22 protein-coding genes and 1 other annotated feature are annotated in these 25,409 nt (G+C 41.9%); of the genes, 17 read left to right on the top strand and 5 right to left on the bottom strand.

Annotated elements, in window-relative coordinates:
• Nucleotide 1: 1 nt before the first annotated feature.
• Entirely contained in the window at nucleotides 2–799 is a 798-nt protein-coding gene (locus tag NST13_RS06465) for an alpha/beta hydrolase (protein WP_342468873.1), read from the top strand.
• Between the two features lie 147 nt (nucleotides 800–946).
• Nucleotides 947–2,416 (top strand): alanine/glycine:cation symporter family protein, encoded by a 1,470-nt coding sequence (locus NST13_RS06460; protein WP_342468874.1) that lies wholly within the window; start codon nucleotides 947–949, stop codon nucleotides 2,414–2,416.
• Between the two features lie 19 nt (nucleotides 2,417–2,435).
• Here the strand turns inward: NST13_RS06460 and NST13_RS06455 are convergent, their stop codons facing one another.
• Together NST13_RS06455 and NST13_RS06450 are read right to left on the bottom strand one after the other, a co-directional pair.
• Nucleotides 2,436–3,017, bottom strand: coding sequence for a class I SAM-dependent methyltransferase (locus NST13_RS06455; RefSeq protein ID WP_342471265.1), 582 nt, complete (start codon nucleotides 3,015–3,017; stop codon nucleotides 2,436–2,438).
• On the bottom strand, nucleotides 3,014–3,970 hold the full coding sequence (locus NST13_RS06450) for a TIGR01212 family radical SAM protein (RefSeq protein ID WP_342581676.1): 957 nt from the start codon (nucleotides 3,968–3,970) through the stop codon (nucleotides 3,014–3,016). The genes NST13_RS06455 and NST13_RS06450 overlap by 4 nt, the downstream gene beginning before the upstream one ends.
• Before the next feature lie 170 nt (nucleotides 3,971–4,140).
• Between NST13_RS06450 and NST13_RS06445 the strand changes: the two genes are divergently transcribed.
• The 7 genes from NST13_RS06445 to cysI all read left to right on the top strand — a co-directional run bounded on the left by NST13_RS06445 (nucleotide 4,141) and on the right by cysI (nucleotide 12,982).
• Nucleotides 4,141–4,365 carry a hypothetical protein gene (locus tag NST13_RS06445; RefSeq protein WP_342468876.1) on the top strand — a complete coding sequence of 75 codons (225 nt, stop codon included), beginning with the start codon at nucleotides 4,141–4,143 and terminating at the stop codon, nucleotides 4,363–4,365.
• A gap of 142 nt (nucleotides 4,366–4,507) precedes the next feature.
• Nucleotides 4,508–4,717: a binding site (T-box leader), on the top strand.
• A 133-nt stretch (nucleotides 4,718–4,850) separates the two neighbouring features.
• Nucleotides 4,851–7,265 carry a leucine--tRNA ligase gene (leuS, locus tag NST13_RS06440; protein WP_342581675.1) on the top strand — a complete coding sequence of 805 codons (2,415 nt, stop codon included), beginning with the start codon at nucleotides 4,851–4,853 and terminating at the stop codon, nucleotides 7,263–7,265.
• Nucleotides 7,266–7,723: 458 nt separating this feature from the next.
• Nucleotides 7,724–8,491, top strand: a complete 768-nt coding sequence (cobA, locus tag NST13_RS06435) for a uroporphyrinogen-III C-methyltransferase (protein ID WP_342581674.1) — start codon at nucleotides 7,724–7,726, stop codon at nucleotides 8,489–8,491.
• Nucleotides 8,492–8,509: 18 nt separating this feature from the next.
• The gene (locus NST13_RS06430; protein WP_342581673.1) at nucleotides 8,510–9,253 is read left to right on the top strand and encodes a sirohydrochlorin chelatase; all 744 of its coding nucleotides are present in this window, start codon (nucleotides 8,510–8,512) and stop codon (nucleotides 9,251–9,253) included.
• 1 nt (nucleotide 9,254) lies between these two features.
• The gene (locus NST13_RS06425) at nucleotides 9,255–9,401 is read left to right on the top strand and encodes a YezD family protein (protein ID WP_342468880.1); all 147 of its coding nucleotides are present in this window, start codon (nucleotides 9,255–9,257) and stop codon (nucleotides 9,399–9,401) included.
• A 31-nt stretch (nucleotides 9,402–9,432) separates the two neighbouring features.
• Nucleotides 9,433–11,238, top strand: a complete 1,806-nt coding sequence (locus tag NST13_RS06420) for an assimilatory sulfite reductase (NADPH) flavoprotein subunit (RefSeq protein WP_342581672.1) — start codon at nucleotides 9,433–9,435, stop codon at nucleotides 11,236–11,238.
• Between the two features lie 13 nt (nucleotides 11,239–11,251).
• Nucleotides 11,252–12,982 (top strand): assimilatory sulfite reductase (NADPH) hemoprotein subunit, encoded by a 1,731-nt coding sequence (gene cysI, locus NST13_RS06415; protein ID WP_342468882.1) that lies wholly within the window; start codon nucleotides 11,252–11,254, stop codon nucleotides 12,980–12,982.
• A gap of 128 nt (nucleotides 12,983–13,110) precedes the next feature.
• Here the strand turns inward: cysI and NST13_RS06410 are convergent, their stop codons facing one another.
• A complete protein-coding gene (locus tag NST13_RS06410) occupies nucleotides 13,111–14,373 on the bottom strand; it encodes an NAD(P)/FAD-dependent oxidoreductase (protein WP_342581671.1) in 1,263 nt (420 codons plus the stop codon).
• A gap of 278 nt (nucleotides 14,374–14,651) precedes the next feature.
• On the opposite strand from NST13_RS06410, the gene asnB reads away from it, so the two are divergent.
• The 3 genes from asnB to NST13_RS06395 all read left to right on the top strand — a co-directional run bounded on the left by asnB (nucleotide 14,652) and on the right by NST13_RS06395 (nucleotide 19,064).
• A complete protein-coding gene (asnB, locus tag NST13_RS06405; RefSeq protein WP_342468884.1) occupies nucleotides 14,652–16,505 on the top strand; it encodes an asparagine synthase (glutamine-hydrolyzing) in 1,854 nt (617 codons plus the stop codon).
• A gap of 205 nt (nucleotides 16,506–16,710) precedes the next feature.
• Nucleotides 16,711–18,324 (top strand): polysaccharide biosynthesis protein, encoded by a 1,614-nt coding sequence (locus NST13_RS06400; RefSeq protein WP_342581670.1) that lies wholly within the window; start codon nucleotides 16,711–16,713, stop codon nucleotides 18,322–18,324.
• Nucleotides 18,325–18,338: 14 nt separating this feature from the next.
• Nucleotides 18,339–19,064, top strand: a complete 726-nt coding sequence (locus NST13_RS06395) for a pseudouridine synthase (RefSeq protein ID WP_342468886.1) — start codon at nucleotides 18,339–18,341, stop codon at nucleotides 19,062–19,064.
• A gap of 65 nt (nucleotides 19,065–19,129) precedes the next feature.
• Here NST13_RS06395 and NST13_RS06390 read toward each other — a convergent pair whose 3' ends face one another.
• Complete coding sequence (locus NST13_RS06390) at nucleotides 19,130–19,351, bottom strand: DeoR family transcriptional regulator (protein ID WP_342468887.1); 222 nt, start codon at nucleotides 19,349–19,351, stop codon at nucleotides 19,130–19,132.
• Nucleotides 19,352–19,643: 292 nt separating this feature from the next.
• On the opposite strand from NST13_RS06390, the gene pepV reads away from it, so the two are divergent.
• The 5 genes from pepV (at nucleotide 19,644) to NST13_RS06365 (ending at nucleotide 24,852) form a co-directional block, all read left to right on the top strand.
• Nucleotides 19,644–21,035 (top strand): dipeptidase PepV, encoded by a 1,392-nt coding sequence (gene pepV, locus NST13_RS06385; protein ID WP_342468888.1) that lies wholly within the window; start codon nucleotides 19,644–19,646, stop codon nucleotides 21,033–21,035.
• A 13-nt stretch (nucleotides 21,036–21,048) separates the two neighbouring features.
• Nucleotides 21,049–21,900 (top strand): D-amino-acid transaminase, encoded by an 852-nt coding sequence (gene dat, locus NST13_RS06380; RefSeq protein ID WP_342468889.1) that lies wholly within the window; start codon nucleotides 21,049–21,051, stop codon nucleotides 21,898–21,900.
• A gap of 207 nt (nucleotides 21,901–22,107) precedes the next feature.
• A complete protein-coding gene (locus NST13_RS06375; RefSeq protein WP_342468890.1) occupies nucleotides 22,108–23,115 on the top strand; it encodes a nuclease-related domain-containing protein in 1,008 nt (335 codons plus the stop codon).
• Nucleotides 23,116–23,236: 121 nt separating this feature from the next.
• Nucleotides 23,237–23,884, top strand: a complete 648-nt coding sequence (gene trmB / locus NST13_RS06370; RefSeq protein WP_342468891.1) for a tRNA (guanosine(46)-N7)-methyltransferase TrmB — start codon at nucleotides 23,237–23,239, stop codon at nucleotides 23,882–23,884.
• 95 nt (nucleotides 23,885–23,979) lie between these two features.
• The gene (locus NST13_RS06365; protein ID WP_342471267.1) at nucleotides 23,980–24,852 is read left to right on the top strand and encodes an MBL fold metallo-hydrolase; all 873 of its coding nucleotides are present in this window, start codon (nucleotides 23,980–23,982) and stop codon (nucleotides 24,850–24,852) included.
• A gap of 30 nt (nucleotides 24,853–24,882) precedes the next feature.
• Here the strand turns inward: NST13_RS06365 and NST13_RS06360 are convergent, their stop codons facing one another.
• Complete coding sequence (locus NST13_RS06360; protein ID WP_342581669.1) at nucleotides 24,883–25,197, bottom strand: hypothetical protein; 315 nt, start codon at nucleotides 25,195–25,197, stop codon at nucleotides 24,883–24,885.
• Between the last annotated feature and the right edge of the window lie 212 nt (nucleotides 25,198–25,409).

Genomic DNA, 25,409 nt, shown 5'->3' with positions numbered 1-25,409 from the left:
TATGTGGAAGTGGGAAACGGATGTACAAGCGAAAGCGGTGGTTGTAATTGTACATAGCGCTTTTGAACACCATCGCTGGTACGCATGGTTGATTGAAAAATTGAGAACGGAAGGCTTTCATGTGGTAATGGGGGATTTGCCCGGCCATGAAGAAGGCTCGAGATATACAAGAGTACATGATGAATTGATTGATGAATATTTGCTTTTCATTAAACAATTGATGCAAAGTGCCCTTCAATATCAACTGCCGGTATTTGTCATTGGACATGGGTTGGGGGGGACACTGGCAATCCAATTTTTGCGGAAAACGAAATTGGAGTGCGCAGGGCTTATTCTGACCGCCCCATGGTTCCAATTGCAGAAACATTCAAATTTACTGGCTAGTGCTTTGGCAAGCATGAATTTGGCTCCAAATAAAAAAATATCATTGGAATTAAATAAACGACTGTTGACCCGAAATCCGGAGGGGATTTTAGAAATGGAGGATGATGTGCCCTATCATTCCAATGTGACTGTACGATGGTACCGGGATATTCAGCAATTAATGAAAAATTTGGCCACTCAGCAGGAAAGAACATTGACGTTGCCGATTTTGCTGATTACGCCGAATCAGGATAAAGTGGCGGACTCGGAAGCGGCCAGAAAATGGTTGTTGTTGCAAAAAACCAGGGAATTTCAATACAAGGATTGGCCATATAGTTACCATAATATTTTCCATGACCTTGAACGGGAAGAAGTATTTTTATATGTTCGGGATTTTATCAATAATGTACTTCGATCCATCGGTTACATCGTTTAATCTATTTGATTTGTAATATTTTGATGAAAATTATTTTCAAAAAATGATATCAGAAATATTGATTGATATTATTAATTTTTGTAATATTAAAATATTCTTTCAGAAAATAGTAAAAATTATTCAATTTAATTTCAAAGGGGTGTGGGTATGGTAGAAAATGCTTTGAACTGGATTTATGATATCCTTTGGGGTCCTATCATGATTTATGGGATTTTGATCGTAGGACTTGTGTTTTCCATTTTGACCAGATTTGTTCAGATCCGAAAAATTAAAGAAATGTTTGTCCTGATGTTTAAAGGGCAAAAATCCGATGCCGGAATTTCATCATTCCAGGCATTGACGGTGGCTTTATCGGGACGTGTAGGCACAGGTAACATTATCGGTACTGCCAGTGCCATTGCCTTTGGTGGACCTGGTGCGGTATTTTGGATGTGGGTCACGGCCTTTATCGGTGCATCAACCGCTTATGTGGAATCGACACTCGCTCAAATATATAAAACAAAAAAATTGGGAATCTATCGCGGTGGGCCGGCGTATTACATGGAAAAAGGAACAGGACAGCGCTGGTTCGGAGTCGTGTTTGCGATTGCCGCCATTTTGGCGATGGCCATTTTGATGCCTGGGGTTCAATCCAATGCCATTGTCAGCGCAATGGATAATGCCTTTGACATCTCTCCATGGATTACCGGTTTAATTACGATTGTTTTATTGGGTTTCATAATTATCGGTGGGGTTAAACGGATTGCCAACGCCGCTCAAATCATCGTTCCGTTTATGGCGCTTGCCTATATTTTAGTAGCGTTCATCGTAATTATTATGAATATTTCCGAAGTGCCTGCAGTGTTCGGGTTGATTTTCCGCAGCGCTTTCAATGTGGATGCCACATTCGGTGGAATGATTGGTGCCGCCATCGCTTGGGGGGTAAAACGTGCGGTTTATTCCAATGAAGCCGGTCAAGGTACAGGACCTCACGCGGCGGCTGCAGCGGAAGTATCCCATCCGGTCAAACAAGGTTTGGTTCAGGCAGCATCCATTTATATTGATACATTGCTTGTATGTTCCGCGACGGCATTAATGATATTATTCATGGGCACATATAACACGAATGTGAATAGCGCTGATGGGGAATTGATTGTGGAACATGTGCCTGGCCATTCTTATACTGAATTTACTCAGCTTGCAGTAACCGGAGCGTTTCCGGGATTAAATAACTTCGGTTCTGCCTTTGTTGCAATCGCATTGTTCTTCTTCGCTTTCACAACATTAATGGCATACTACTATATTGCGGAAACAAACGTCGCCTATCTATTCTCCGGACGGACAGAAGGGGTTGTTACTTGGATTTTAAAATTTGTCCTTCTTGCATCCGCATTCTATGGCGCCGTAAGAACATCCGATTTGGCATGGCTCTTGGGGGACATCGGTCTTGGTTTGATGGTATGGACGAACGTAATCGGAATTATCATATTAGCGAAACCGACCTTTGTTGCCTTAAGAGATTATGAGCAACAAAGAAAAGCAGGAAAAGATCCGGTGTTTGATCCAATCAAGTTGGGAATCAAAAATGCAGATTTTTGGGTTGAGCGATTGAAACAAAATCAAAATAATGAAAAATAAATAAAATAACTGCCGACCTTTATTCAGGGTCCGGCAGTTTTTTCATTTTTTCCAAAGCGATGAGAAATGGAGGATCGTTTTTTTGATTAATAAATTCATAGCGGAGTACGTGAACATATTTTTGAGGCAGCTGACTCACATACTCGATGACCGCATCCCTTTCTTCTTTTCCGCCTTCATGTCCGTGATAAATCACCAAAACGATGATGCCGCCGATTTTTAATTTCGAAAGCAGCTGCTGAATGGCGGAGATGGTTGTTTCCCCTTTGGTGATGATGTCATGATTTCCTCCTGGCAAATAGCCCAAATTGAAAATGGCTCCGGCCACTTCTCCATGCACATATTTGGAAAGATGTTCATGTCCATCTAAAATGACGTGAGCCCTTTTTTCCAGTCCATGCTCTTTTAAACGCCCGATGGTTGCATCCACGGCTTGCTGCTGGATATCAAAGGCATAAACGGCACCGGAATCCCCCACCAGTTGTGCAAGAAACAGCGTGTCATGGCCATTTCCCGCAGTGGCATCAACGGCGGTATCCCCTTCAGTGATCACCGAGGAAAGCAATGTTTTTGCGTAAGGCAATACCCGCTCCAGCATTATCCGTTCACTTCCGCTTGATAATATTTTCCTTGCCAGGAATTTCTCCGCTCCAATTCCGCATCGATGCCGTTCAACACTTCCCATTTATTGACGCTCCACATCGGACCAATCATCAATTCGATCGGACCATCGCCGGTAATGCGGTGGACCACCATATTTGGAGGAAGAATTTCCAATTGATCTGCCACAAGTTTGATATATTCATCCCGTTCAAGGAAACGCAACATGCCCTTTTCGTACTGTTTGACCATCGGCGTGCCTTTTAACAGATGCAATAGATGGATTTTGATGCCCTGCACATCCAATTTTGCCACTTCCCGTGCGGTTTTCATCATCATATCGTAATCCTCGAGCGGCAGGCCGTTGATAATGTGGGTACAAACGCGAATGTTATGTTTGCGGAGTTTTTCCACCCCTTCAACATATGTTTGATAATCATGGGCGCGGTTGATTAAGTTGGCCGTTCTTTCGTGGACCGTCTGCAAGCCAAGCTCTACCCATAAAAAAGTTCTTTCATTCAGTTCTGCCAAATATTCCACAACATCATCCGGCAGGCAATCGGGGCGGGTGGCGATGCTCAAACCGATGACCCCTTCGCAATTCAGGGCCGCTTCAAATTTTTCTTTGATGACCGGAAGCGGAGCATGGGTATTAGTGAAAGCCTGGAAATAGGCCATTGTTTTACCGTCTTTCCATTTATTTTGCATTTTCGCTTTAATTTTTTCGAATTGAACAGGAATCGGATCCACCCGGTCGCCGGCGAAATCCCCGCTGCCGGCCGCGCTGCAGAAAGTGCAGCCGCCAAAGGCGACGGTGCCGTCCCGATTCGGACAGTCGAAACCTGCATCCAACGCAACTTTATATACTTTTTGTCCGAACACGTCCCGCAAATAGCGATTCCATGTATAATAACGTTTCCCGTCGGAAGGGAATGGAAATTGTTGTTCTGTCAATGGTTTCACTCCTTACTGGTATTCACCGAAAGCTATAGTTGCTCAAACCGTAAAATTGCGTGGAATACCATAACACATTATAACACTGAAAAATCTGTGATGTAATCTGATTAGTCATACCGTGTAATTTATAATAATTATCACAATATTGGATATAATAGGAAGTAAAAATGGCAAAAGGAGTATTCCAATTGATCTTACAAATTATTGGAGGCAAAAATTTTATTGGATTCATCCTTTTCTTTGTGCTCTATATTTTCAGCATGATTTTTGGCTTTTTTAAACATTCTTTGTTTTTTGCATTCAGCGTCATCGGATTGATAGGGGCAGTCATTTTCATTGTCCGGATCGTTTCCAATTTGCTGAAGGAAATCAGGAGGAGAAATACAGAATGATGTGTGGACTTAGAAAAAGATGGTGGGGAGACTGGCGGTAAAGAAAAATTTAGTCTAAAATGTTTATTGGTCCGGCATTGTCATACTACAATAGGACTTGTATATTTTTAATATTTCCATTAAAATGTATACATTGAAAATATGTCCGACTAGGAGAAGGAATAGTAGATTCTGAAGCTTTGCAGAGAGCTAGCGGTCGGTGGAAGCTAGTAAGCGGACGGATCGAACTCGCCTTTGAGTCTGTTTTAGCGAAGCAAGTAGTTAAAACCGTTCACCGCGTTAAGGTTATGAGCTGAGTGCATGTGTCACTAATTTGGGTGGTACCGCGGGAGTGAAAACTCTCGTCCCTTCTCTTCGGGTTGGGGCGAGTTTTTTTATTTTTCAAATATTCCGTTAATTCTGGCACTTTTTAGGATAATCTGGTAATACAAAATTCATTTTTATCAAAAAAGGCAGCAATACATTAAATCAAGGAGGATATACCCATGACTTACAATCATCGAGAGATTGAGAAAAAATGGCAGGAATATTGGGCGAAAAATAAAACGTTTAAAACATTAAACGATGATTCAAAACCGAAATTTTATGCATTGGATATGTTCCCTTATCCGTCAGGAGCAGGTCTTCATGTGGGACACCCGGAAGGTTATACGGCAACGGATATATTATCCCGCTTTAAACGCATGCAAGGCTACGATGTGCTTCATCCAATGGGATGGGATGCATTCGGTCTTCCAGCCGAACAATATGCGTTGGATACAGGAAACGACCCTGCAGAATTCACGGCAAAAAATATTGCGACATTTAAAAGACAAATTCAGGAACTTGGTTTTTCATATGACTGGGATCGGGAAATCAATACAACGGATCCGGAATATTACAAATGGACTCAATGGATTTTCATCCAATTATATAAACATGGTTTAGCGTATATTGACGAAGTGCCTGTGAACTGGTGTCCGGCCCTCGGTACCGTGCTTGCCAACGAAGAAGTGATCGACGGTAAATCCGAACGCGGCGGTCATCCTGTCATCCGCAAACCGATGAAACAATGGATGTTGAGAATAACGGCCTATGCAGACCGTTTATTGGAAGATTTGGATGAACTCGATTGGCCTGAAAGCATCAAAGAAATGCAACGAAATTGGATTGGCCGTTCGGAAGGTGCCGAAGTTACATTTACAGTGCAAGGGACGGAGAAAACATTCCGCGTGTTCACAACCCGTCCGGATACCCTTTTCGGAGCAACTTACTGCGTTCTTGCACCGGAGCATGAATTGGTAAATGAAATCACAACTCCTGAACAAAAGGAACAAGTGGAAGCTTATCTTGCGCAAGTTCAAACAAAATCCGATTTGGAACGTACAGACTTGGCGAAAGAAAAAACAGGTGTATTCACTGGTGCGTATGCAATCAATCCTGTAAATGGAAAAGCCATTCCGATTTGGATTGCCGACTATGTGCTCGCTTCATACGGAACTGGTGCCATCATGGCGGTTCCTGCTCATGACCAACGCGACTATGAATTTGCGAAAAAATTCAATTTGCCGATCATTCCTGTTTTGGAAGGCGGAAATATTGAACAGGAAGCATTTACAGGAGATGGGCCACACATCAATTCCGATTTCTTGAACGGTTTAGGAAAAGAAGAGGCGATTAAGAAAGCCATTGAATGGTTGGAAGAAAAAGGCGTAGGTGAGAAAAAAGTTTCTTACCGTCTTCGAGACTGGTTATTCAGCCGCCAACGTTATTGGGGTGAACCAATTCCAGTCATCCACTGGGAAGATGGTACGATGACAACGGTACCAGAGGAAGAATTGCCGCTAAGATTGCCGAAAGCAAAAGATATCCGTCCGAGCGGAACTGGGGAATCCCCTCTTGCCAACATCGAAGAGTGGGTGAATGTGGTCGATCCGAAAACAGGAAAACGCGGCCGCCGGGAAACCAACACAATGCCTCAGTGGGCAGGCTCCAGCTGGTATTTCTTAAGATATATCGATCCGCACAACAAAGAAAAACTTGCGGACGAAGAATTGCTGAAACGCTGGTTGCCGGTGGATATTTACATTGGCGGGGCGGAACATGCCGTTCTTCACTTGTTATATGCCCGCTTCTGGCATAAATTCTTATATGACCTTGGGGTGGTGCCAACAAAAGAACCATTCCAAAAATTGTTCAACCAAGGCATGATTTTAGGTGAAAACAACGAAAAAATGTCCAAATCAAGAGGTAATGTGGTAAATCCGGACGATATTGTACGAAGCCATGGTGCGGATACATTGCGTTTATATGAAATGTTCATGGGACCTCTTGATGCTTCGGTTGCGTGGTCAACGAAAGGCCTTGATGGGGCGAGACGCTTCTTGGAGCGCGTATGGAGACTATTTGTTGCGGAGGATGGAAAACTTTCTAATAAAATCCAGGAATCCGATGATAAAACATTGGAAAAAGTATACCATCAAACGGTGAAAAAAGTGACGGAAGACTTCGATCACTTGCACTTCAATACAGCCATTTCCCAATTGATGGTGTTCATCAATGAATGTTACAAAGTCGAAGTGGTTCCAAAAGAATATGCGGAAGGCTTTGTAAAAATGCTTTATCCAATCACACCGCATTTCGGTGAAGAGCTTTGGTCAATTTTAGGTCATAATGAGACCATTACATATGAACCTTGGCCAACATACGATGAAGCGAAACTGGTTGATGATGAAGTGGAAGTCGTTGTTCAAGTCAACGGTAAAGTGCGTTCAAAAGTAACAGTGCCAAAAGATGCTGCAAAAGAACAATTGGAGCAAGTGGCAAAAGAAGATGAAAGAGTAAAAGAGCATATTGATGGGAAAGAAATTGTAAAAGTGATTGTGATTCCAGGAAAACTTGTGAATATTGTTGTCAAATAATTGAACATGACTCGAAAGGTGCCATACTTTTCGAGTCATGTTTTATTTTTCATGAATTCTTACTAAATTATCAGTTTTATGAAAAATTCTATTGACTTATGACATTATCAAACTTATTATTTATATCAAATTACTAAGAATTTGAAGTGCTGACTAGACAAACTAGAGGCCGTAATATTCCAGATGAAACATTCGTTGAATGTAGAGGAATATTGCGGCCTTTTCTGCTGCAAAGGGGTTGTGCACTGAGAAAACGGCATGGTGTGGCTCCGGTAACAATTCAGAATTAACGAATGTAATCAAATTTTATTAATTTTCTTTTTTTTACAAAAAGGTATTGAAAAAACAGGGAATCTTTTCGTAATATATAAAAAACACAAATACTAAGTTTACCAATAAGAATTCAATGTTTTAGTTTATATTGGCTGAAAGATTAATATAAAATGCGAGGGAATAAAATGGGAAAAGTATATATCGTAGGGGCTGGTCCTGGAAGCGTGGATTTGATTACGGTCAAAGGACTGAAATGTATTCAACAGGCGGATGTCATTTTATATGATCGCCTCGTATCAAAAGAGTTGCTCTCTTATGCAAAACCAAGTGCTGAACTTATTTTTGTAGGAAAATTACCAAAATTGCATCATGTGATCCAAGAAAGAATTAACAAATTACTGGTGCAGCATGCAAGAAAAGGAAAAATTGTAACAAGATTAAAAGGCGGCGATCCTTTCGTCTTTGGCCGTGGGGCGGAAGAAGCGGAAGTATTGAGGGATGCAGGCATTCCTTTTGAAATTGTGCCGGGCATCACTTCCGGAATTGCTGCACCCGCCTATGCAGGGATTCCCGTCACCCATCGGGAACTGGGCTCCAGTTTCGCCATCATCACCGGTCATTTGAAAGAGGGGAAAGACGAAGGGATCAATTGGAAGGGGTTGGCGGAATCCGTAGATACGTTGGCGATTTATATGGGAGTTGGGAATTTGCCATATATTACGGAACAATTAATGAAATATAAGCGAAATCCGACCACTCCTATCGCTTTAATCGAATGGGGCACTACCAACCATCAAAGAGTGGTGACCGGTACTTTAGAGACGATTGTAGAGATAGCTGAAAAAGAAAAAATCCAAAATCCCGCAATGATCATTGTGGGGGAAGTGGTAAAAATGCGTGAAAAAATTGCATGGTTTGAACAATATCAGCAGGCTTTGCGGGAGACGGTGTAATCAAACGGAGGGATGAAATTGCAGGCATTGTTGTATGTGGCTCACGGCAGCCGGGTAAAAGAAGGAAACTGGGAGGCGATCCGGTTCATTGAATCCGTGAAGCCCCATTTCAATGTGGAAATCCAGGAACATTGTTTTTTGGAACTGGCTGAACCATCCATTCTGCAAGGGGTTGAGCTTTGTGTTTCAAAAGGTGCCACAAGCATTGCAGTCATCCCAATTTTATTGCTTTCGGCAAATCATATTAAAGTCGATATCCCGCAGGAAATTGAAAAAGCCAAAGCATTATTCCCTAATGTTACATTCTCAATCGGAGAACCGCTTGGAGTTCATGAAAAGCTGATTCACAGTCTGCACAATCGGGTGTTGGAACAAGGACCAATGATTCCAAATGAAACCGACATTTTATTGATTGGACGAGGAAGCAGCGATCCAAGCGTACAAAGGGATTTAGGGCGCATTGCCAAGCTCCTTCAACGAACATACGATTACGCCAAAGTTGATACTTGCTTTCTGTATGGCAACGGCACATCCTTCGATGAAAAAATACTGACATTAAGTGAAAGCGAAAATCGGGTGTATATCATCCCGTATTTGCTGTTTACCGGGTTGTTGAAATTAAGTATCCAGAAAAAGGTTGCACAACAAGGGTTTTCTGAGCAAGTTGTGTTATGCGGCTGTTTAGGGTATGACGAAAACGTACGCCAAGTATTGATTGAGAGAATTGAAGAATCGTTATATTCATTTGTGGGGAGTGATTGAAATGGATAAAAAACAGCAAAATTTTGAAAAAGCGGTGGAAAGCTTGAAAAAAATGCTTAGCACAATGAGTTATGGCTCCATCACTTTAGTTGTGCAGGACAATTTTATTATTCAAATCGAAAAAAACGAAAAGATCCGATTAAAGTAAAGAAAATCATTTATTCGCAGAGGTGTGTAGTGTGTTAGAAGTCATCAATAGTCCTTTTAATGAAAAACAAGTGAAGCAGTTGAATGAATTATTGCCAACATTGACACCACAGCAAAAAATTTGGCTTACTGGATATTTAACTGCAACAACGGGCATTGCCGTTATCGATGCTCCTGTGGAAAAAATAGCATCACCATCCGTTGTACAGTCACCGTCACCGGCAAAAAAACATGTAACGATTCTTTATGCCAGTCAAACAGGGAATGCACAAAAACTCGCTGAAAAATATGGCAACCAGCTGCAGCAATTGGGCCTTGATGTCACGGTTTCTTCAATGAGCGATTTTAAAACAAACGCATTGAAAAAAGTTCAATATTTGCTCATTGTGGCAAGTACCCATGGCGAAGGGGAGCCGCCTGATAATGCGATTTCCTTCCACAACTTTTTGCACGGAAAGCGGGCTCCAAAACTGGATCATGTGACTTTTGCCGTTCTCTCTTTGGGAGACTCCAGCTATGAATATTTCTGCCAAACGGGAAAAGATTTCGATTTGCAGCTTGAAAAATTGGGAGCAAAGCGACTGGTGGAACGGGTGGACTGTGATCTTGACTATGCGGAACCGGCAGAAAAATGGTTTGAGGCTGTAAAAGATAAATTGCTGGGAGAAGCTGCCGCAGCTCCCGCCAATATTCAGGAAGCGGCCGCGACAACATTGCAGGAAGTGAAGGAGTATTCACGCAAAAACCCTTTCCATGCGGAAATCATTGAAAAAATCAACTTGAACGGGCGAGGTTCCAACAAGGAAACAATCCATTTGGAACTTTCGCTGGAGGATTCAGGAATAGTCTTTGAACCCGGGGATTGTCTGGCCATTATACCGTTCAACAATAAACATCTCGTTGATTCGTTAATTGCCTCATTAGGATTTGATCCAAGGGAGCAAGTTGTCGTAGATGAATCAACTCTTTCTTTGGAAGAAGCGTTATTGAATACATTGGAAATCACGCTGTTGACCAAACCGTTGATGAGAAAGCTTGCGGAATTTACAGAGAATGAAAAATTCCATGCTCTACTTGAAGACCCGGAAGCTTTAAAACAATACATTGAAGGCCGCGATCTGCTGGACGTTGCAACCCAATTCGGTCCATTCCAATGGGATGCCCAAACGTTCGTCAATTGCCTAAGAAAAATGCCCGCCCGCCAATACTCCATATCAAGCAGCTTATCGGCATATCCTGATGAAGCCCATGTGACAATCGGCGTTGTCCGTTATGAAGTGGACGGAAGGGAAAGACATGGGGTTTGCTCAACATATATCGCCGATCAGTTGGATGTGGGCGATCAAGTACAAGTGTATGTACAAAAAAATCCGAACTTCAAACTTCCGGACGATGAAACACCAATCATTATGATTGGACCAGGTACCGGTGTCGCTCCTTTCCGTGCTTTCGTTCAGGAGCGGGAAGAGCGGGGCGCTTTGGGCGAAAATTGGCTGTTCTTCGGGGATCAACATTTCATGACCGATTTCCTCTATCAAAAAGAATGGCTCGGTTGGTTGAAATCCGGAGTGCTTACGAAACTGGACGTCGCTTTTTCCCGGGATCAAGAGGAAAAAGTGTATGTGCAACATAAAATGCTGAAAAAAGCGAAAGAATTTTATGAATGGTTGGAAAAAGGCGCCGCCGTTTATGTCTGCGGAGACAAAGAAATGGCGAAAGATGTGCAGGAAGCCATCGTGCAAATCATCCAGGAACAAGGCAACAAATCCGAAGAAGAAGCACGGGAATATTTAGAAGAATTACGGAAACAAAAACGTTATCAGCGGGATGTTTACTAAGGAGGAAACATACGTGACGAAAAAAATTGTGTTACCACCGCAAGAGGGAAAACCAAGTGATGTGGAGGAAGTAAAGAAAGCGAGCAACTATTTGCGCGGAACATTGGCGGAATCCTTTCAAGATGAACTATCAGCCGCCATTCCTGATTGGGACAATAAATTATTAAAATTCCACGGAAGCTACATGCAAGACGATCGTGATGAGAGAGTGGAGAGGGAAAGAAAAAAATTGGAACCCGCCTATCAATTTATGGTGCGTCTACGTTTACCGGCCGGTGTCGCGAAACCTGCCCAATGGATCAAATTGGATGAATTGGCGGATCGATACGGCAACGGTTCATTAAGAATCACGACCCGTCAAACGATCCAATTCCACGGCATTTTAAAATGGAATATGAAAAAATATATGAAAGAATTAAACAGCGTTTTGATCGATACGATTGCCGCGTGCGGCGACGTGAACCGCAATGTGATGTGCAACGCCAATCCATATCAATCAAAATTGCATAAAGAAGTATCGGATTATGCAACGAAAATCAGTCAGCATCTCCTTCCAAGAACCAACGCTTATTATGAAATCTGGCTGGATCACGAGAAGGTTGTGGATACACAGGAAGAGCAGGAACCAATCTATGGTGCCCTTTACTTGCCGCGCAAATTCAAAATCGGCATTGCCGTACCGCCTGCCAATGATGTGGATGTATTCTCACAAGATATCGGTCTGATCGCCATCATCGAAAACGATGAATTGGTCGGCTTCAACGTGGCAATCGGCGGCGGAATGGGGATGACCCACGGCGATACGAGAACATATCCACAATTGGCGAGATTGGTAGGATTTGTGCCAAAAGATAAAATTGTGGACGTCTGCGAAAAAATTATGACCGTACAGCGTGACTATGGCAATCGTTCAGACCGCAAACAAGCCCGCTTCAAATATACAATCGACCGCCTTGGTTTGGAAAATGTGAAAAAAGAAATCGAAAAGCGGTTAGGTTATGAATTTGAAGAAGTGCGCGACTTCCATTTTGAACATACCGGCGACCGTTACGGCTGGGTGAAAGGGGATGACGGAAAATATCACTTCACCCTATTTATCCAGAACGGCCGGATCCGGGATTTCGAAGGTTACCCATTAAAAACCGCCCTTCGTGAAATCGCGCAAATCCATAAGGGCGAGTTCCGCTTTACCGGAAACCAAAATTTGATCATTGCCAATGTAAGTCCAAGAGCGAAGAAAAGCATTCAACAAATCATTGATAAATATCAATTGACGGAAAGCGAAAACTATTCGGCTCTCCGCCGGAATTCCATCGCTTGTGTCGCTCTGCCGACTTGCGGATTGGCCATGGCGGAGTCTGAGCGTTACTTGCCAACCCTCATCCAAAAAATCGAGCCGATGTTGAAGGAATTTGGCTTATATGATCAAGACATCGTCATCCGCATGTCAGGATGTCCGAATGGATGTTCAAGAGCGGCCATGGCGGAAATTGGATTCATTGGAAAAGGGCCAGGAAAATACAACTTGCATTTGGGAGGAAGTTTCGAAGGCACACGGCTCAGCAAAATGTATAAAGAAAACATCGGAGAAGAAGAAATATTAGCGACTTTAAGACCGATTTTTGCGCATTATGCAAAAGAGCGGCTTGAAGGGGAACATTTCGGGGATTTCGTCATCCGTGCGGGCTATATTGAGGCTGTGACGGATGGAAGAGACTTCCATAAACAAAAATCAAACGTATAATCAACTTAATATCGCTTCTGCCATGTCATGAAAGGGATTCGATTTTCCTGCTTTTTGCGTCAATTCATGTATTCGCCATGTTGTTTATAAATAAAAACCCCTTGGAAATTGACATGGCGGAAGCTTTTTTAATGACTGCTTTCCTTTCCCGCATTCATTCCTGCAATACGGCCGGTCACAAGGGCGCTTGTGATGTTGAATCCCCCGGTGTAGCCGTGGATATCCAATATTTCACCGCAAAAATATAATCCTTTCTTTTTCTTGGAAGCCATTGTTTTAGGATCGATCTCCTTGATCGACACCCCGCCGCCAGTGACAAAGGCTTTTTCCAACGGCAGCGTCCCATGTACATCCATCGTAAAGGCAATCAATTCATGGGCCAGTTTTCGTAAATGTTCCTGGGAGACTTTCGCGCAAGGTTTGGATGGGTCTATTCCGCATCTCCCAAGTAAAAATAATAACCATCTTTCGGGCGCCAAAAGCTTGAATAAATTTTTCACCGATTTTTTCGGTTCTTTTTTTACGAGCTGGTTCAAATATTGGAAGCAGGTTTCTTCGTTGAATTCCGTCAATGTTTGGATACGGATTTGGACAGGCGCACCGCCATTTTTTTTCATTTCTTTTACGGCAAATTGGCTGCAACGCAATATGGCGGGCCCGCTTAGACCAAAATGGGTAAAGAGCATGTCCATTTGATGGGTTACAACCGGTTTTCCTTTTTTATTCAATACGGAAACCGCCACATCCCTTAATGCCAACCCTTGCAACTGTCGGGATTGAATAAACGGTTCTTTCGAGGTAATGGGAACTTCCGTTGGATACAGTTCCGTCACTGTATGGCCAGCCCGTTCAGCCCAAGCATAACCGTCCCCGGTGGATCCCGTTTGTGGCACCGCTTTTCCTCCAACCGCTAAAATAACCGTTTTACTGCGGATTTCAGAACCATCCTGAAGACGAACCCCCAACACTTTCTCATCATCCATCAACAATTTGCTCACCGCTGTTTGCAACCGGATTTCCACATTCAAACGTTTCAATTCTTTCGTCAAGGCATCCACCACATCCTGGGCGCGATTGGAAACCGGAAACATGCGTCCATGGTCTTCTTCCTTCAGAGGCACACCCAAACGTTCAAAAAACAGGATGATGTCTTCATTGTTGAAAATGGAAAAGGCGCTATAAAGGAATCGGCCATTGCCTGGTATATGTTTGATGATTTCATCCACCGGCAAACGGTTTGTCACATTGCAGCGGCCGCCTCCGGATATGGCAAGTTTTCTTCCGAGTTTGTTGCCTTTTTCGATCAACAATACGTTCTTCTTTTGTTCTCCCGCCGCAATGGCCGCCATGAGTCCGGACGGCCCTCCGCCGATCACTATGCAATCGTACATAATTGATTCTCTCTTTCGTCTAGTTTTATTCTGACCATATTATACACAGAAGAAGGGGGAAAGAAAAAATTCTTTCATTCAGGCAAAGGGATGCTTAAAAATTGAGAATCTAGAAAAACTGATTTCATAGGAAAATTGTATAGTTCTGTCCAGTTTAGTACAATTGAGAAGATTCATTGAATCTTGAAATGAATCGTTTTATAATCATAATTCGGTATGATTACGGAAAAATTTCTGATAAAATATTCTTGTTATGCAGAAAGTAGAGGCGAAAAAATATGTGTGGATTTATTGGATATATACATGGAACAGAAGAAATAGATCATCACGAAACAATTGAACGCATGATGGATACAATTATCCATAGGGGTCCGGACAGCGGCGGCAAGCACGTGGATGAGAAAGTGTCCCTTGGATTTCGCCGGTTAAGCATCATCGATTTGTCCGATGCGGCGAACCAACCTCTTTATAGCGAAGATGGAAGCATCGTGTTGGTTTTTAACGGGGAAATCTACAATTTCCAAGAGTTGCGGGAAACATTGATTGAAAAAGGATATAATTTTAAAACAAGATCCGACAGTGAAGTGCTCATTTATAGCTACATGGAATACGGAGAAGAATTTGTCAAACAATTGCGCGGCATGTTCGCTTTTTGCATTTGGGACAAGAACCGCAATCAAATGATGCTTGCCCGGGACGGTTTTGGAATCAAACCTTTATATTACACAAACCATACAAAAGACAATACATTCATTTTCGGATCCGAAATCAAATCTTTTTTACCTCACCCGGCTTTTATTAAAGAAATGAACAAAGATGCGTTGCGTCCGTATTTGACATTCCAATATTCCGCAATGGACGAAACGTTTTTTAAAGGCGTTTATAAATTGCGTCCGGCCCATTACATGATTATCCGGGACGGCAAAATTTCCAAAATGGAAAAGTATTGGGATAAAAAATATCATGCGAAAGACAACACCCTTGAATACTATGTGGAAGAAATCCGCAAAACGGTGAAAGAGTCCGTTGAAGCCCACAAAATCAGCGATGTAAAAGTCGGTTCTTTCTTATCGGGAGGAATTGACTCAAGCTATGTTACAGCCCTTTTGCGTCCAAACAACTCCTTCTCTGTCGGATTTAAAAACTATGAAAAAATGTTCAATGAAACGGATCATGCAAAAGAATTGTCCGACATTTTGAATATCGAAAATAAACGGACTTACGTAAGCGCCGATGAAGTGTTCGAAAAACTGCCTACGATTCAATGGCATATGGATGAACCCCAATCCAATCCATCATCCGTACCGCTTTATTTCTTATGCGAATTGGCGAGCAAAGATGTAACCGTTGTATTATCCGGTGAAGGGGCCGACGAAATTTTCGGCGGATATGAGTGGTATCAGCCTTCCAAACGGATGGAAGCCTATGAAAAAATTCCGTTCGGATTAAGAAAACTCATCGCAAGCATCGCAAAGAAACTGCCGAAAAATAAATATACAAACTTCCTTGTCAAAGGTGGACAAACGATCGAAGAACGCTTTATCGGCGAAGCGGTCGTATGGGATGAAGAAGATGCATTGAATGTATTGAAACCGGCTTACCGCAGCGGCCCAAGTGTGCATTCCATCACAAAACCGATTTATTCGGAAGTCCCTTATGAAGATGACGTGACAAAAATGCAATATTTGGATTTAAACCTATGGTTGCCAGGGGATATTCTATTAAAAGCGGACAAAATGAGCATGGCCCATTCCCTTGAATTGCGCGTGCCGTTTTTGGATAAAAAGGTGATGGAACTTGCCAAAAACATTCCGACACAATATCGCGTCAACGAAAAAGATACAAAATACGCATTGAGACTGGCTGCCCTTAAAGAGTTGCCTGAAGAATGGGCAAAACGGAAAAAACTTGGATTCCCTGTACCGATTCGCCATTGGCTTCGGGAAGAAAAGTATTATAATTTAGTAAAAGAAGCGTTCCAATCCGATTATGCGAAGGAATTTTTCAATACGGACCAATTGGTGAAGTATTTGGATGACCATTATCATCAACGGGCAAACTATGCAAGATACATCTGGACTGTATATGTGTTCCTTGTATGGTATAAACGTTTCTTCGTTGATATGAAATAATTCAAAAAAAGTGCCGGTTTTCAATGTTGTTGAAAACCGGTGCGATTCCACGGAAAAACCCGCAATGATTTTAAAAGGACTATCTCTGCATTTGGAGGTAGTGCTTATTTTTGTTGCACAAAATTTTAGAACCTATTTGTCCATCGAACCGTTCTTAAATGAAAAAATGCATATTCCAAAAAACTTAATAGAATGGATGAATTGAATGTCCTCTTTAATGAAAGGTACAGCGATTTTAACAATTGGAATGTTTTTATCCAAAGTCCTTGGATTAATCTATGTCTTTCCATTTTATGCGATCGTTGGAAGTGATAACGTCATTCTTTACCAATATGCATATATTCCTTATACCATCATGCTGTCACTGGCCATTTCCGGTGCACCTGTAGCGGTATCGAAGTTTGTATCGAAGTATAATTCCATGGGGGATTATGCGGCTGGAAGGAGATTGTTAAAATCAGGGCTCCTTACGATGCTGATCACAGGATTTTTGACCTTTTTACTCTTAAACTTGCTGGCGACACCGATCGCGGAAATCGTGATCCGAAGCAAAGATCAAGCCTTTTCCGTTGAACAGGTGGCTTCCGTCATTCGCTGGGTCAGCTATGCGCTGATTGTCGTTCCGTTTATGAGTTTATGGAGAGGTTTCTTCCAGGGGTACGGAATCATGGAACCTACCGCGTACTCCCAACTCGTGGAACAAATTGTGCGAATCGTCTTCCTGCTTGGCGCCTCCTTTACCGTGATGATCCTTTTAAAGGGCAGTGCCGAAACGGCGATTGCATTATCGGTATTCGCCGCCTTTATTGGAGCGGTTGGCGGGCTTCTCGTACTATATTATTTTTGGAAAAAATACCGCCCGCAAATGAATGAATTGCGAAGCCAAAGTAAAGGAAACTCTGACATCAAGTTGAGGGAAATCTATTGGGAAGTGATACAATATTCAATCCCGATGATTTTCGTCGGCATTGCGAATCCCTTGTTCCAACTGGTCGATATGTTGACTTTTAATAATGCCATGAAGAATATTGGCATGTCGGAAGTCTCAGACTTATATTTGAGCATGGTCAACTTTACGACCCACAAAGTGGTCATTATTCCTGTCATGCTGGCAACCAGCTTATCTTTGGCCCTTGTTCCAACAATCACGAAATATTTTAACAACGGTGAATTTCAATCATTGAAAGAGGCGATGGATAAGTCGTATCAAATTTTATTTTTCATTACATTGCCTGCCGCGATTGGAATTACGTTATTGTCCCATGAAATTTATTTCCTTTTGTATGAGGAAAGTGAGATGGGGGCGAAGGTGCTCGCCCATTATGCGCCTGTAGCCGTTTTATTCGCATTATTCCAGGTAACGGCAGCGCTTCTTCAAGGAATCGATTATCAAAAATGGATTGTATTCAGTTTGTTGACAGGAATTCTTGTCAAGTTGATGCTCAATACACCGCTCATTGAAGCGATGCAGGCGAATGGTGCGATCCTTTCGACGGCGATCGGATATACGGTTTCAATCGTGATCAATCTCTTGGTTTTAAAGAAAGTGTTGAATTACAAATCGAAAATGGTGGTAAGACGCATTTTGCTGATCGTTATTTTGACGGCCATCATGTCCGCAGCCGTGTTGCTTGTCCATAAAGGAATTTTATTGTTGATCGGACCGGTGGAAAGCAAATTTTCCAGCCTTGTCGTTGCATTGATTTGTGTTGGAGTCGGCGTATATGTATATGCCTTGATAAGTTTCAAAATCGGCCTTGCCCAAAAATTATTAGGAGGACGGATTTCCCGGATTGCAGGGAAATTCGGATTAAAGTAGGTGTCGTTGATTAAATGCGTTTAGATAAGCTACTCGCCAATTCGGGATACGGTTCCCGAAAAGAGGTAAAACAGTTGTTAAAAAAAGAACAGGTGACCGTGGACGGAAAAGTGGTGAAAGACCCGTCCATGCATGTCGACCCGGAGCGGCAGGAAATCCATGTATTCGGGGAAAGATTGGATTACAAAGAATTTATTTATATCATGCTGAATAAACCAAAAGGGGTCATTTCGGCAACGGAGGATCTGCGGGAAAGGACGGTCATTGATTTATTGAGTCCCCTCCTGAGACATTATCATCCTTTTCCTGTCGGCCGACTGGATAAAGATACCGTGGGGCTGTTGCTTTTAACGAACGACGGTGATCTGGCCCATCAACTGTTGTCACCCAAAAAACATGTCCCGAAAACTTACTATGCGAAGATTGATGGCAAAGTGACCGAAGAAGACGTAAAGGCCTTTGCAAGAGGAATCGTTCTGGATGATGGCACGATGACAAAGCCGGGAGAATTGAAGATCATTAAATACGGAGATACGTCAGAAATTGAATTGACGATTTATGAAGGAAAATTCCATCAAGTAAAGAGGATGTTCGAAGCGGTAAACAAAAAGGTGGTTTTTCTGAAACGGTTATCGATGGCAAACCTGGTGTTGGATCCAACATTAAAGTATGGAGAATATCGGGAGTTGTCCGATGAAGAATTGAAGGCATTGAAAGAATATGGTTCCAAAAAAGAGTGACCTCGTCATAAGGTCACTCGTTCACATTCTATATGCAAAGTCGGCATATGGTATTCAATCTATCTCTATGATGATAACTTCACTTTCTTCTTCGTCGTTGTCCATTTGCCTCTACTTGGGCTTTCCACCAAGTTGTTAAAGGCTAACACATTCAAATCTCTTTGAATGGTGCGAGGAGTGATGTTGAATTCTTCAACCAAATCCTGTGTAGTGACTGTACCATTCTCAAGAATGTACAAATACACGTCTTTAATGCGTGTCAGCATTCTGTCTGTCGCGGGTTTCATTTAAATGAACCACTCCTTCATCTTGATTCACATGGCAAAGACTAGCGGACGACTAACTATGAATGAGAGGTCTAAATTTCTGCCCTAGACATCCCCTTTATCAGAATTTTTTGTCAAAAAATTCTTTTGACAGACTCATTATAGCAATAAACTATTAATTTTTCCACAATTCTAAATGATAAAATTTCCGTTTATTATATAGGATACGTTCCCATAATGTCAACTATACATTTATATTTTTCAATTTTCTTTAAAGAAGATTGAATTGAAATTGCATGAAGAGGTGAAAAACATGAATTTTTTAGCTATGGCGGAAGAGAGAAAGAATGAATTGATTCAAGGGTTGAAACAACTGATTCAAATTGAAAGTGTATTGGACGAAGAGAACGCAAGGGAAGATGCCCCTTTTGGAGAAGGTCCGAAGAAAGCGCTGGAGTGGATGCTTTCGACAGCATCGAAGGATGGATTTCAAGTGAAAAATGTGGATCATTATGCCGGTCATATCGAAATGGGGGAAGGGGAAGACATCCTTGGCATCCTTTGTCATGTGGATGTGGTGCCTGCGGGAGGAAATTGGACATATCCTCCTTTTGAAGGAACAGTGAAGGACGGAAAGTTATATGGCCGCGGTGCCATTGATGATAAAGGGCCGACGATGGCTGCCTATCTTGCGATGAAAATGGTCAGAGATGCAGGCATTCCTCTTTCAAAACGGGTGCGCATGATCATCGGCACCGATGAAGAATCCGGCTTCCGATGCGTGGAACATTACTTTCAAAAAGAAGAAATGCCTGGCATCGGGTTCGCTCCGGATGCGGATTTTCCGCTGATCAATGCGGAAAAGGGGATTGCATTGCTTGAATTTTCCCAAACAAGCCCATTGTCCCAGGATGAACAGCTCCTTTCATTTAAAGCGGGAAACCGGAACAATATGGTTCCGGATTTTGCAGAAGCGGTATTAAAAAATGTTCCCTCCGGATTTGAGGAAAAGTTCCATCAATATTTTAGACAGTACGATGAAGAAGTGGCTTTCAATCGGGAGGGAGATAGGGTTATAATATCCGTAACAGGAAAATCTGCCCATGCAATGGAACCGGAAAAGGGAAAAAACGCGGCGGTCATCCTTGCCCAATTTTTGAATCTCCTCTTAACAACGGAGGCAAGCAAAGCGTTCGTTTCCTTTCTGGACGATGTTTTTAGCGATGTATATGGGAAAGCCCTAGGTCTTGATTATGCTGATGAAATGTCAGGACCAACGACATTGAATGCGGGAATTGTTACTTTTGATTTGGAAAACGGAGGAAACATCATTGTCAGCATGCGATACTCCGTGACCTATCCGTATGAAGAAAAAATGCGGATGGCCCAGGAGAATTTGGCGAAATATCCTTTTGCTTTAAATGTCGTGTCGAACTCGGAGCCCCATTACATTCCGGAAGACGATGAATTGATCCAAACATTGTTGAATGTTTATCGCCGTTATACAAATGATGACACAAAACCGTTATCAACCGGTGGAGGCACTTATGCCAGAGCGTTGAAAAAAGGGGTGGCATTCGGCAGTTTATTTCCTGGAGAACCAGATGTGGCTCATCAAAAAGATGAGTATGTTGTCATCGACAACTTGGTCAAAGCTGCTGCAATCTATGCAGAGGCCATTGTTGAATTAGCATGCAAAAAATGAAGGAAGTGGGAAAATGGGATTTACGTTGTGGAATGACAAAATAGTGAAAGACGAGGAAGTTATCATTGATAAAGAAGACCGAGGCTATCAGTTCGGTGACGGTGTCTATGAAGTTGTGAAAGTATACAACGGCGAAATGTTTACAGTAAACGAGCATATCGATCGGTTCTATTCTTCGGCAGAGAAGATCCGGATTTCGATACCATATACGAAAGAGCAGCTTCATCAATTATTGAAAGAATTAGTGGAAAAAAATGAATTGGGAACAGGACATATTTATTTTCAAATCACCCGGGGCGTTTCTCCGAGAACGCACCAATTTCCTGAAGGTAATGTAAAACCTGTTTTAATTGCATATACAAGAGAAAATCCTCGGCCATTGGAAAATCTCGAAAAAGGTGTAAAAGCGACTTTTGTGGAAGATATCCGCTGGCTGCGTTGCGATATAAAAACATTGAACTTGCTTGGAGCTGTACTGGCTAAACAAGAAGCCCATGAAAAAGGATGTTATGAGGCGATCTTGCACCGCAATAATACGGTGACAGAAGGTTCTTCCACTAATGTTTTTGGCGTAAAAGATGGGATTTTGTATACGCACCCTGCCAACAACCTTATTTTGAAAGGCATTACGCGGGATGTGGTAATCGCTTGTGCGGAAGAGATCAACATGACGGTAAAGGAAATTCCTTTTACAACGTATGAAGCGTTGAAAATGGATGAATTATTCGTTACAAGTACAACTTCAGAGATTACTCCGGTGATTGAAATAGACGGAAAGCCGATCAACGGAGGAAACGTGGGAGAATGGACCCGCAAATTGCAAAAACAATTTGAAACGAAGATTTCCAGTGCACTCCATATTTAATTGTGATTGCTGGATAGGATAAATTCTTTCTATTAAAAGTATCCTCTTCAAAAAAGAGGGTACTTTTTTGCTTGTGGAATGCTTTATCAAACCCGAATCTTCTCAAGGATGAGGAATTTTTTTATTTTTCAAAGATAACGGTCACTATGAATTTTTTGGACTGTCATGTAAAATGGATTGAAGAGAGTTAGTAGGAGAGTGTTTTCATTGGCTCAACTAATAAAACTGCAAGACTATATTTCAAGATATCAGATTGATATAACAAGATATCCTACCCAATACGTCCGTTTAAAAAGAACGCAGTGGGAAAAAGTGAAGCAGCAGTGGCTTACCGGGGAAGAACCGATCATTTGGAAGCATATCGAGGAAGAGGAAGAACAACCGAAACGCTTCTCCTTTATAAAAAAATGGCTGCACAAGAAACGGATGGAGGAAGAAGAGGATATCGAGTCCGTTGATGTATCCCATGAAGCGATGGAGGATCGGGAGGAGCATTTTGAAGCGGAATCCACTTTGTCCTTTGAGCCAAATATTGTTTATCAACCGGATAACCTCGAAGATTTAAAACGGATGTTTCTTGACCAGTTTTTCCATTTTCAATTAAAGTGGGCCAGTTCAACGTTATTGGAAAAATCTTATATCGATCCGCGCTTTTATCGGGACGGTTTTTTAAGAACGGTTCTCCAACGATTGCCGGATAATTATCTGGTATTTTATTATCCGATTATTAAAATAAAAAAGGCGCCTGTAGAGTTGGACGTCATCATTTTAACGCCGACCGAGTGTTTATGCATCACATTGGTGGAGCAGGAAGAGGATGCCGTGTATATTGGTGATGGCGACCGGTTTTGGACGAAAAAGATCGGAAAGAGAAATGAAAAAATATTGAATCCGATCATCCAACTCAATCGGATGGATGCCATTGTATCCCAGCTATTCAAAAATCATCAGGCGGATTTTCCGATTCGGAAAATCTTGTTGTCACGGACCGGTTATTTTGCGCAATCCATGTCTTTATTCAACGTGCAACTTGTCGATAAGCGCGGATATACCGAGTGGCTGCAACAGCTGAAATATTCACCGTCTCCTATTAAAAAGAAACAGATTGAGGCGGCTCAAGCCATTTTAAGCAATGTGGATACAACTTCCTATAGCCGGGCCATTTGGCAAGCTTCCAATCAGGAACCGGAAAGGGAAGATAACATCCGTCAATAAGACATGAAGGATAGGGAAAAGACTTCCCAAAAGAGGCTTATTACATAATTTAATCCTGATCTTATCAACAAATCCTGGATAATATAAAATAAGAAAACATCATAGAAAGTAGGGTATTGTCGTGAGAATGCGAAATAAACCTTGGGCTCGGGAATTTATTCAGCAACATCCCGAGGTGGTCATTCCAAATCCTGAAGATTATAAAGGGAAGTGGAGTGAGATTTTCGGAAATGATCATCCATTACATATCGAAGTGGGTTCAGGAAAAGGGCAATTTATCGTGGGTATGGCCCAAGCCAATCCGGATATCAACTATATTGGAATCGAATTATATGACAAAGTCATCGTAAAAGCATTGGAAAAAGCGTTGGAAGCGGGTTCGCCTCCAAACTTGCGCTTATTGAAAGTCAATGCTGAAGAGTTGGAGAAATTTTTCCAAAAAAATGATGTCCACCGTATCTATTTGAATTTTTCGGATCCTTGGCCAAAAAAACGCCATGCAAAGCGCAGATTAACCCACGAAAAATTTCTGAGCATTTATGAATCGATATTGGTGGATGAAGGCGAAATCCATTTTAAAACGGATAATCGCGGGCTATTTGAATTTTCATTGGTTTCCATGTCCCAATATGGCATGGTCTTAAAAGACGTATCTTTGGACTTGCATGCCAATGAACCGGAAGATAATATACGGACAGAATACGAAGAAAAGTTTTCGTCATTGGGGCAGCCGATTTACCGATTGGAATCGAAATTTGTGAAAAAATAAGGGGTTCAGTTGTTGAAACGTTCCATTGTCCAACAATGGCAGCTGTTTCAATCAATTGATATAGATATTTTAATTTTCATCAGGGGGGAGAAATGATGGACAAACTGCAATTTCATGATATGACGCTGACATGGCTGGATGGGGGCGTTACATCGCTGGATGGGGGTGCAATGTTTGGAGTGGTTCCAAAACCTTTATGGTCCAGGAAGTATCCTTCAAACGAGAAAAATCAAATCGAATTATCCTGTGAACCCATTCTCATTCAATATAATGGAAAAAATTATATGATTGACAGCGGAATTGGAAATAAATTAAATGAAAAGCAAATCCGCAACTATGGTGTGACCGAGTTGTCCAATATTGAGGAGAGCTTACAAAAATTAGGTTTGACAGTTGAAGATATTGATGGAATTTTGATGACCCATATGCACTTCGATCATGCCAGCGGATTGACAAAATATGAAGGTGAACAATTGGTTTCCACTTTCCCAAAAGCCAAAATTTACGTTTCCCAAATTGAATGGGATGAAATGCGCAATCCGAATATCCGTTCAAAAGCCACTTACTGGGTGGAAAATTGGGAGCCGATTCAAGATCAAGTGGTGACATTCAACGACTTTATCGAAATTGCTCCTGGGATTGAAATGATTCATACGGGCGGCCATAGTGACGGACATGCCATTGTGAAATTGAAACAAAAGGGCGAAACCCTCATTCATATGGCCGACATTATGCCAACCCATGCCCATCAAAATCCGTTATGGGTGATGGCTTATGATGATTACCCAATGACAAGCATCTTCGCAAAAGAGAAGATTTTAAAAGAAGCCTATACGGGCGGATATAAATTCATCTTCTATCACGATGCGTACTACCGCATGGTTCAGTGGGATGAAACGGGAAAAGAAATCATTGATTCCATGAAGCGCGGGAAAGAAGCGAAAATCCAATTCCAGACAAATAACTAAAAAAGATGGGATATTTCCCATCTTTTTTTGTCAAGTTTTCTTCAATTCAACGATGACCCCTGAACGGGCATCGGCTGCAAATTCAAAGTTTTCCACTTCGCCCTCGACAACCCTTGAAATGCCGCCACGATAAACCGGGATTGTCATAATTCCGTTATGGAAATTTTCAGGTTTCATATAAATCCATGAACCATCAATTGGGCTCTCTTTTCGAAATTCCTCTTTAATATTTTCCAAAATTTGATTTGGATTCATATAAGGCTGAATTCGTTCTGATGCTTCTTTTATGATGACCGCCGCAGCTAATCCAGTTGTTACTCCCAACATAAAATCACGTAAATTCATTTTCCAATTCCCTCCTCAGATACCATTGTACCATTAAATTTCTATTTGGGCCTTCTCAAAGCAGGATGAAACATTTTCCCGATTATATACTCATTTCTATAAAATAGTTTCAATTTCCTTTTTGTTGCCTTAAGTAAAAGATTAAATCTTTTTGCCCAGACTGAAAATGCGGTTTGCAGTTCCAATGTTTTCCCGTGATTGTGCTAAAATAA

Origin of the sequence: Ureibacillus sp. FSL W7-1570, from assembly GCF_038593265.1 — a bacterium.
In the GTDB taxonomy this organism is placed as follows: Bacteria; Bacillota; Bacilli; order Bacillales_A; family Planococcaceae; genus Ureibacillus; species Ureibacillus suwonensis.
The sequence above is the reverse complement of the archived record's forward strand: the minus strand, read 5'-3'. Positions and strand labels throughout refer to the sequence as shown.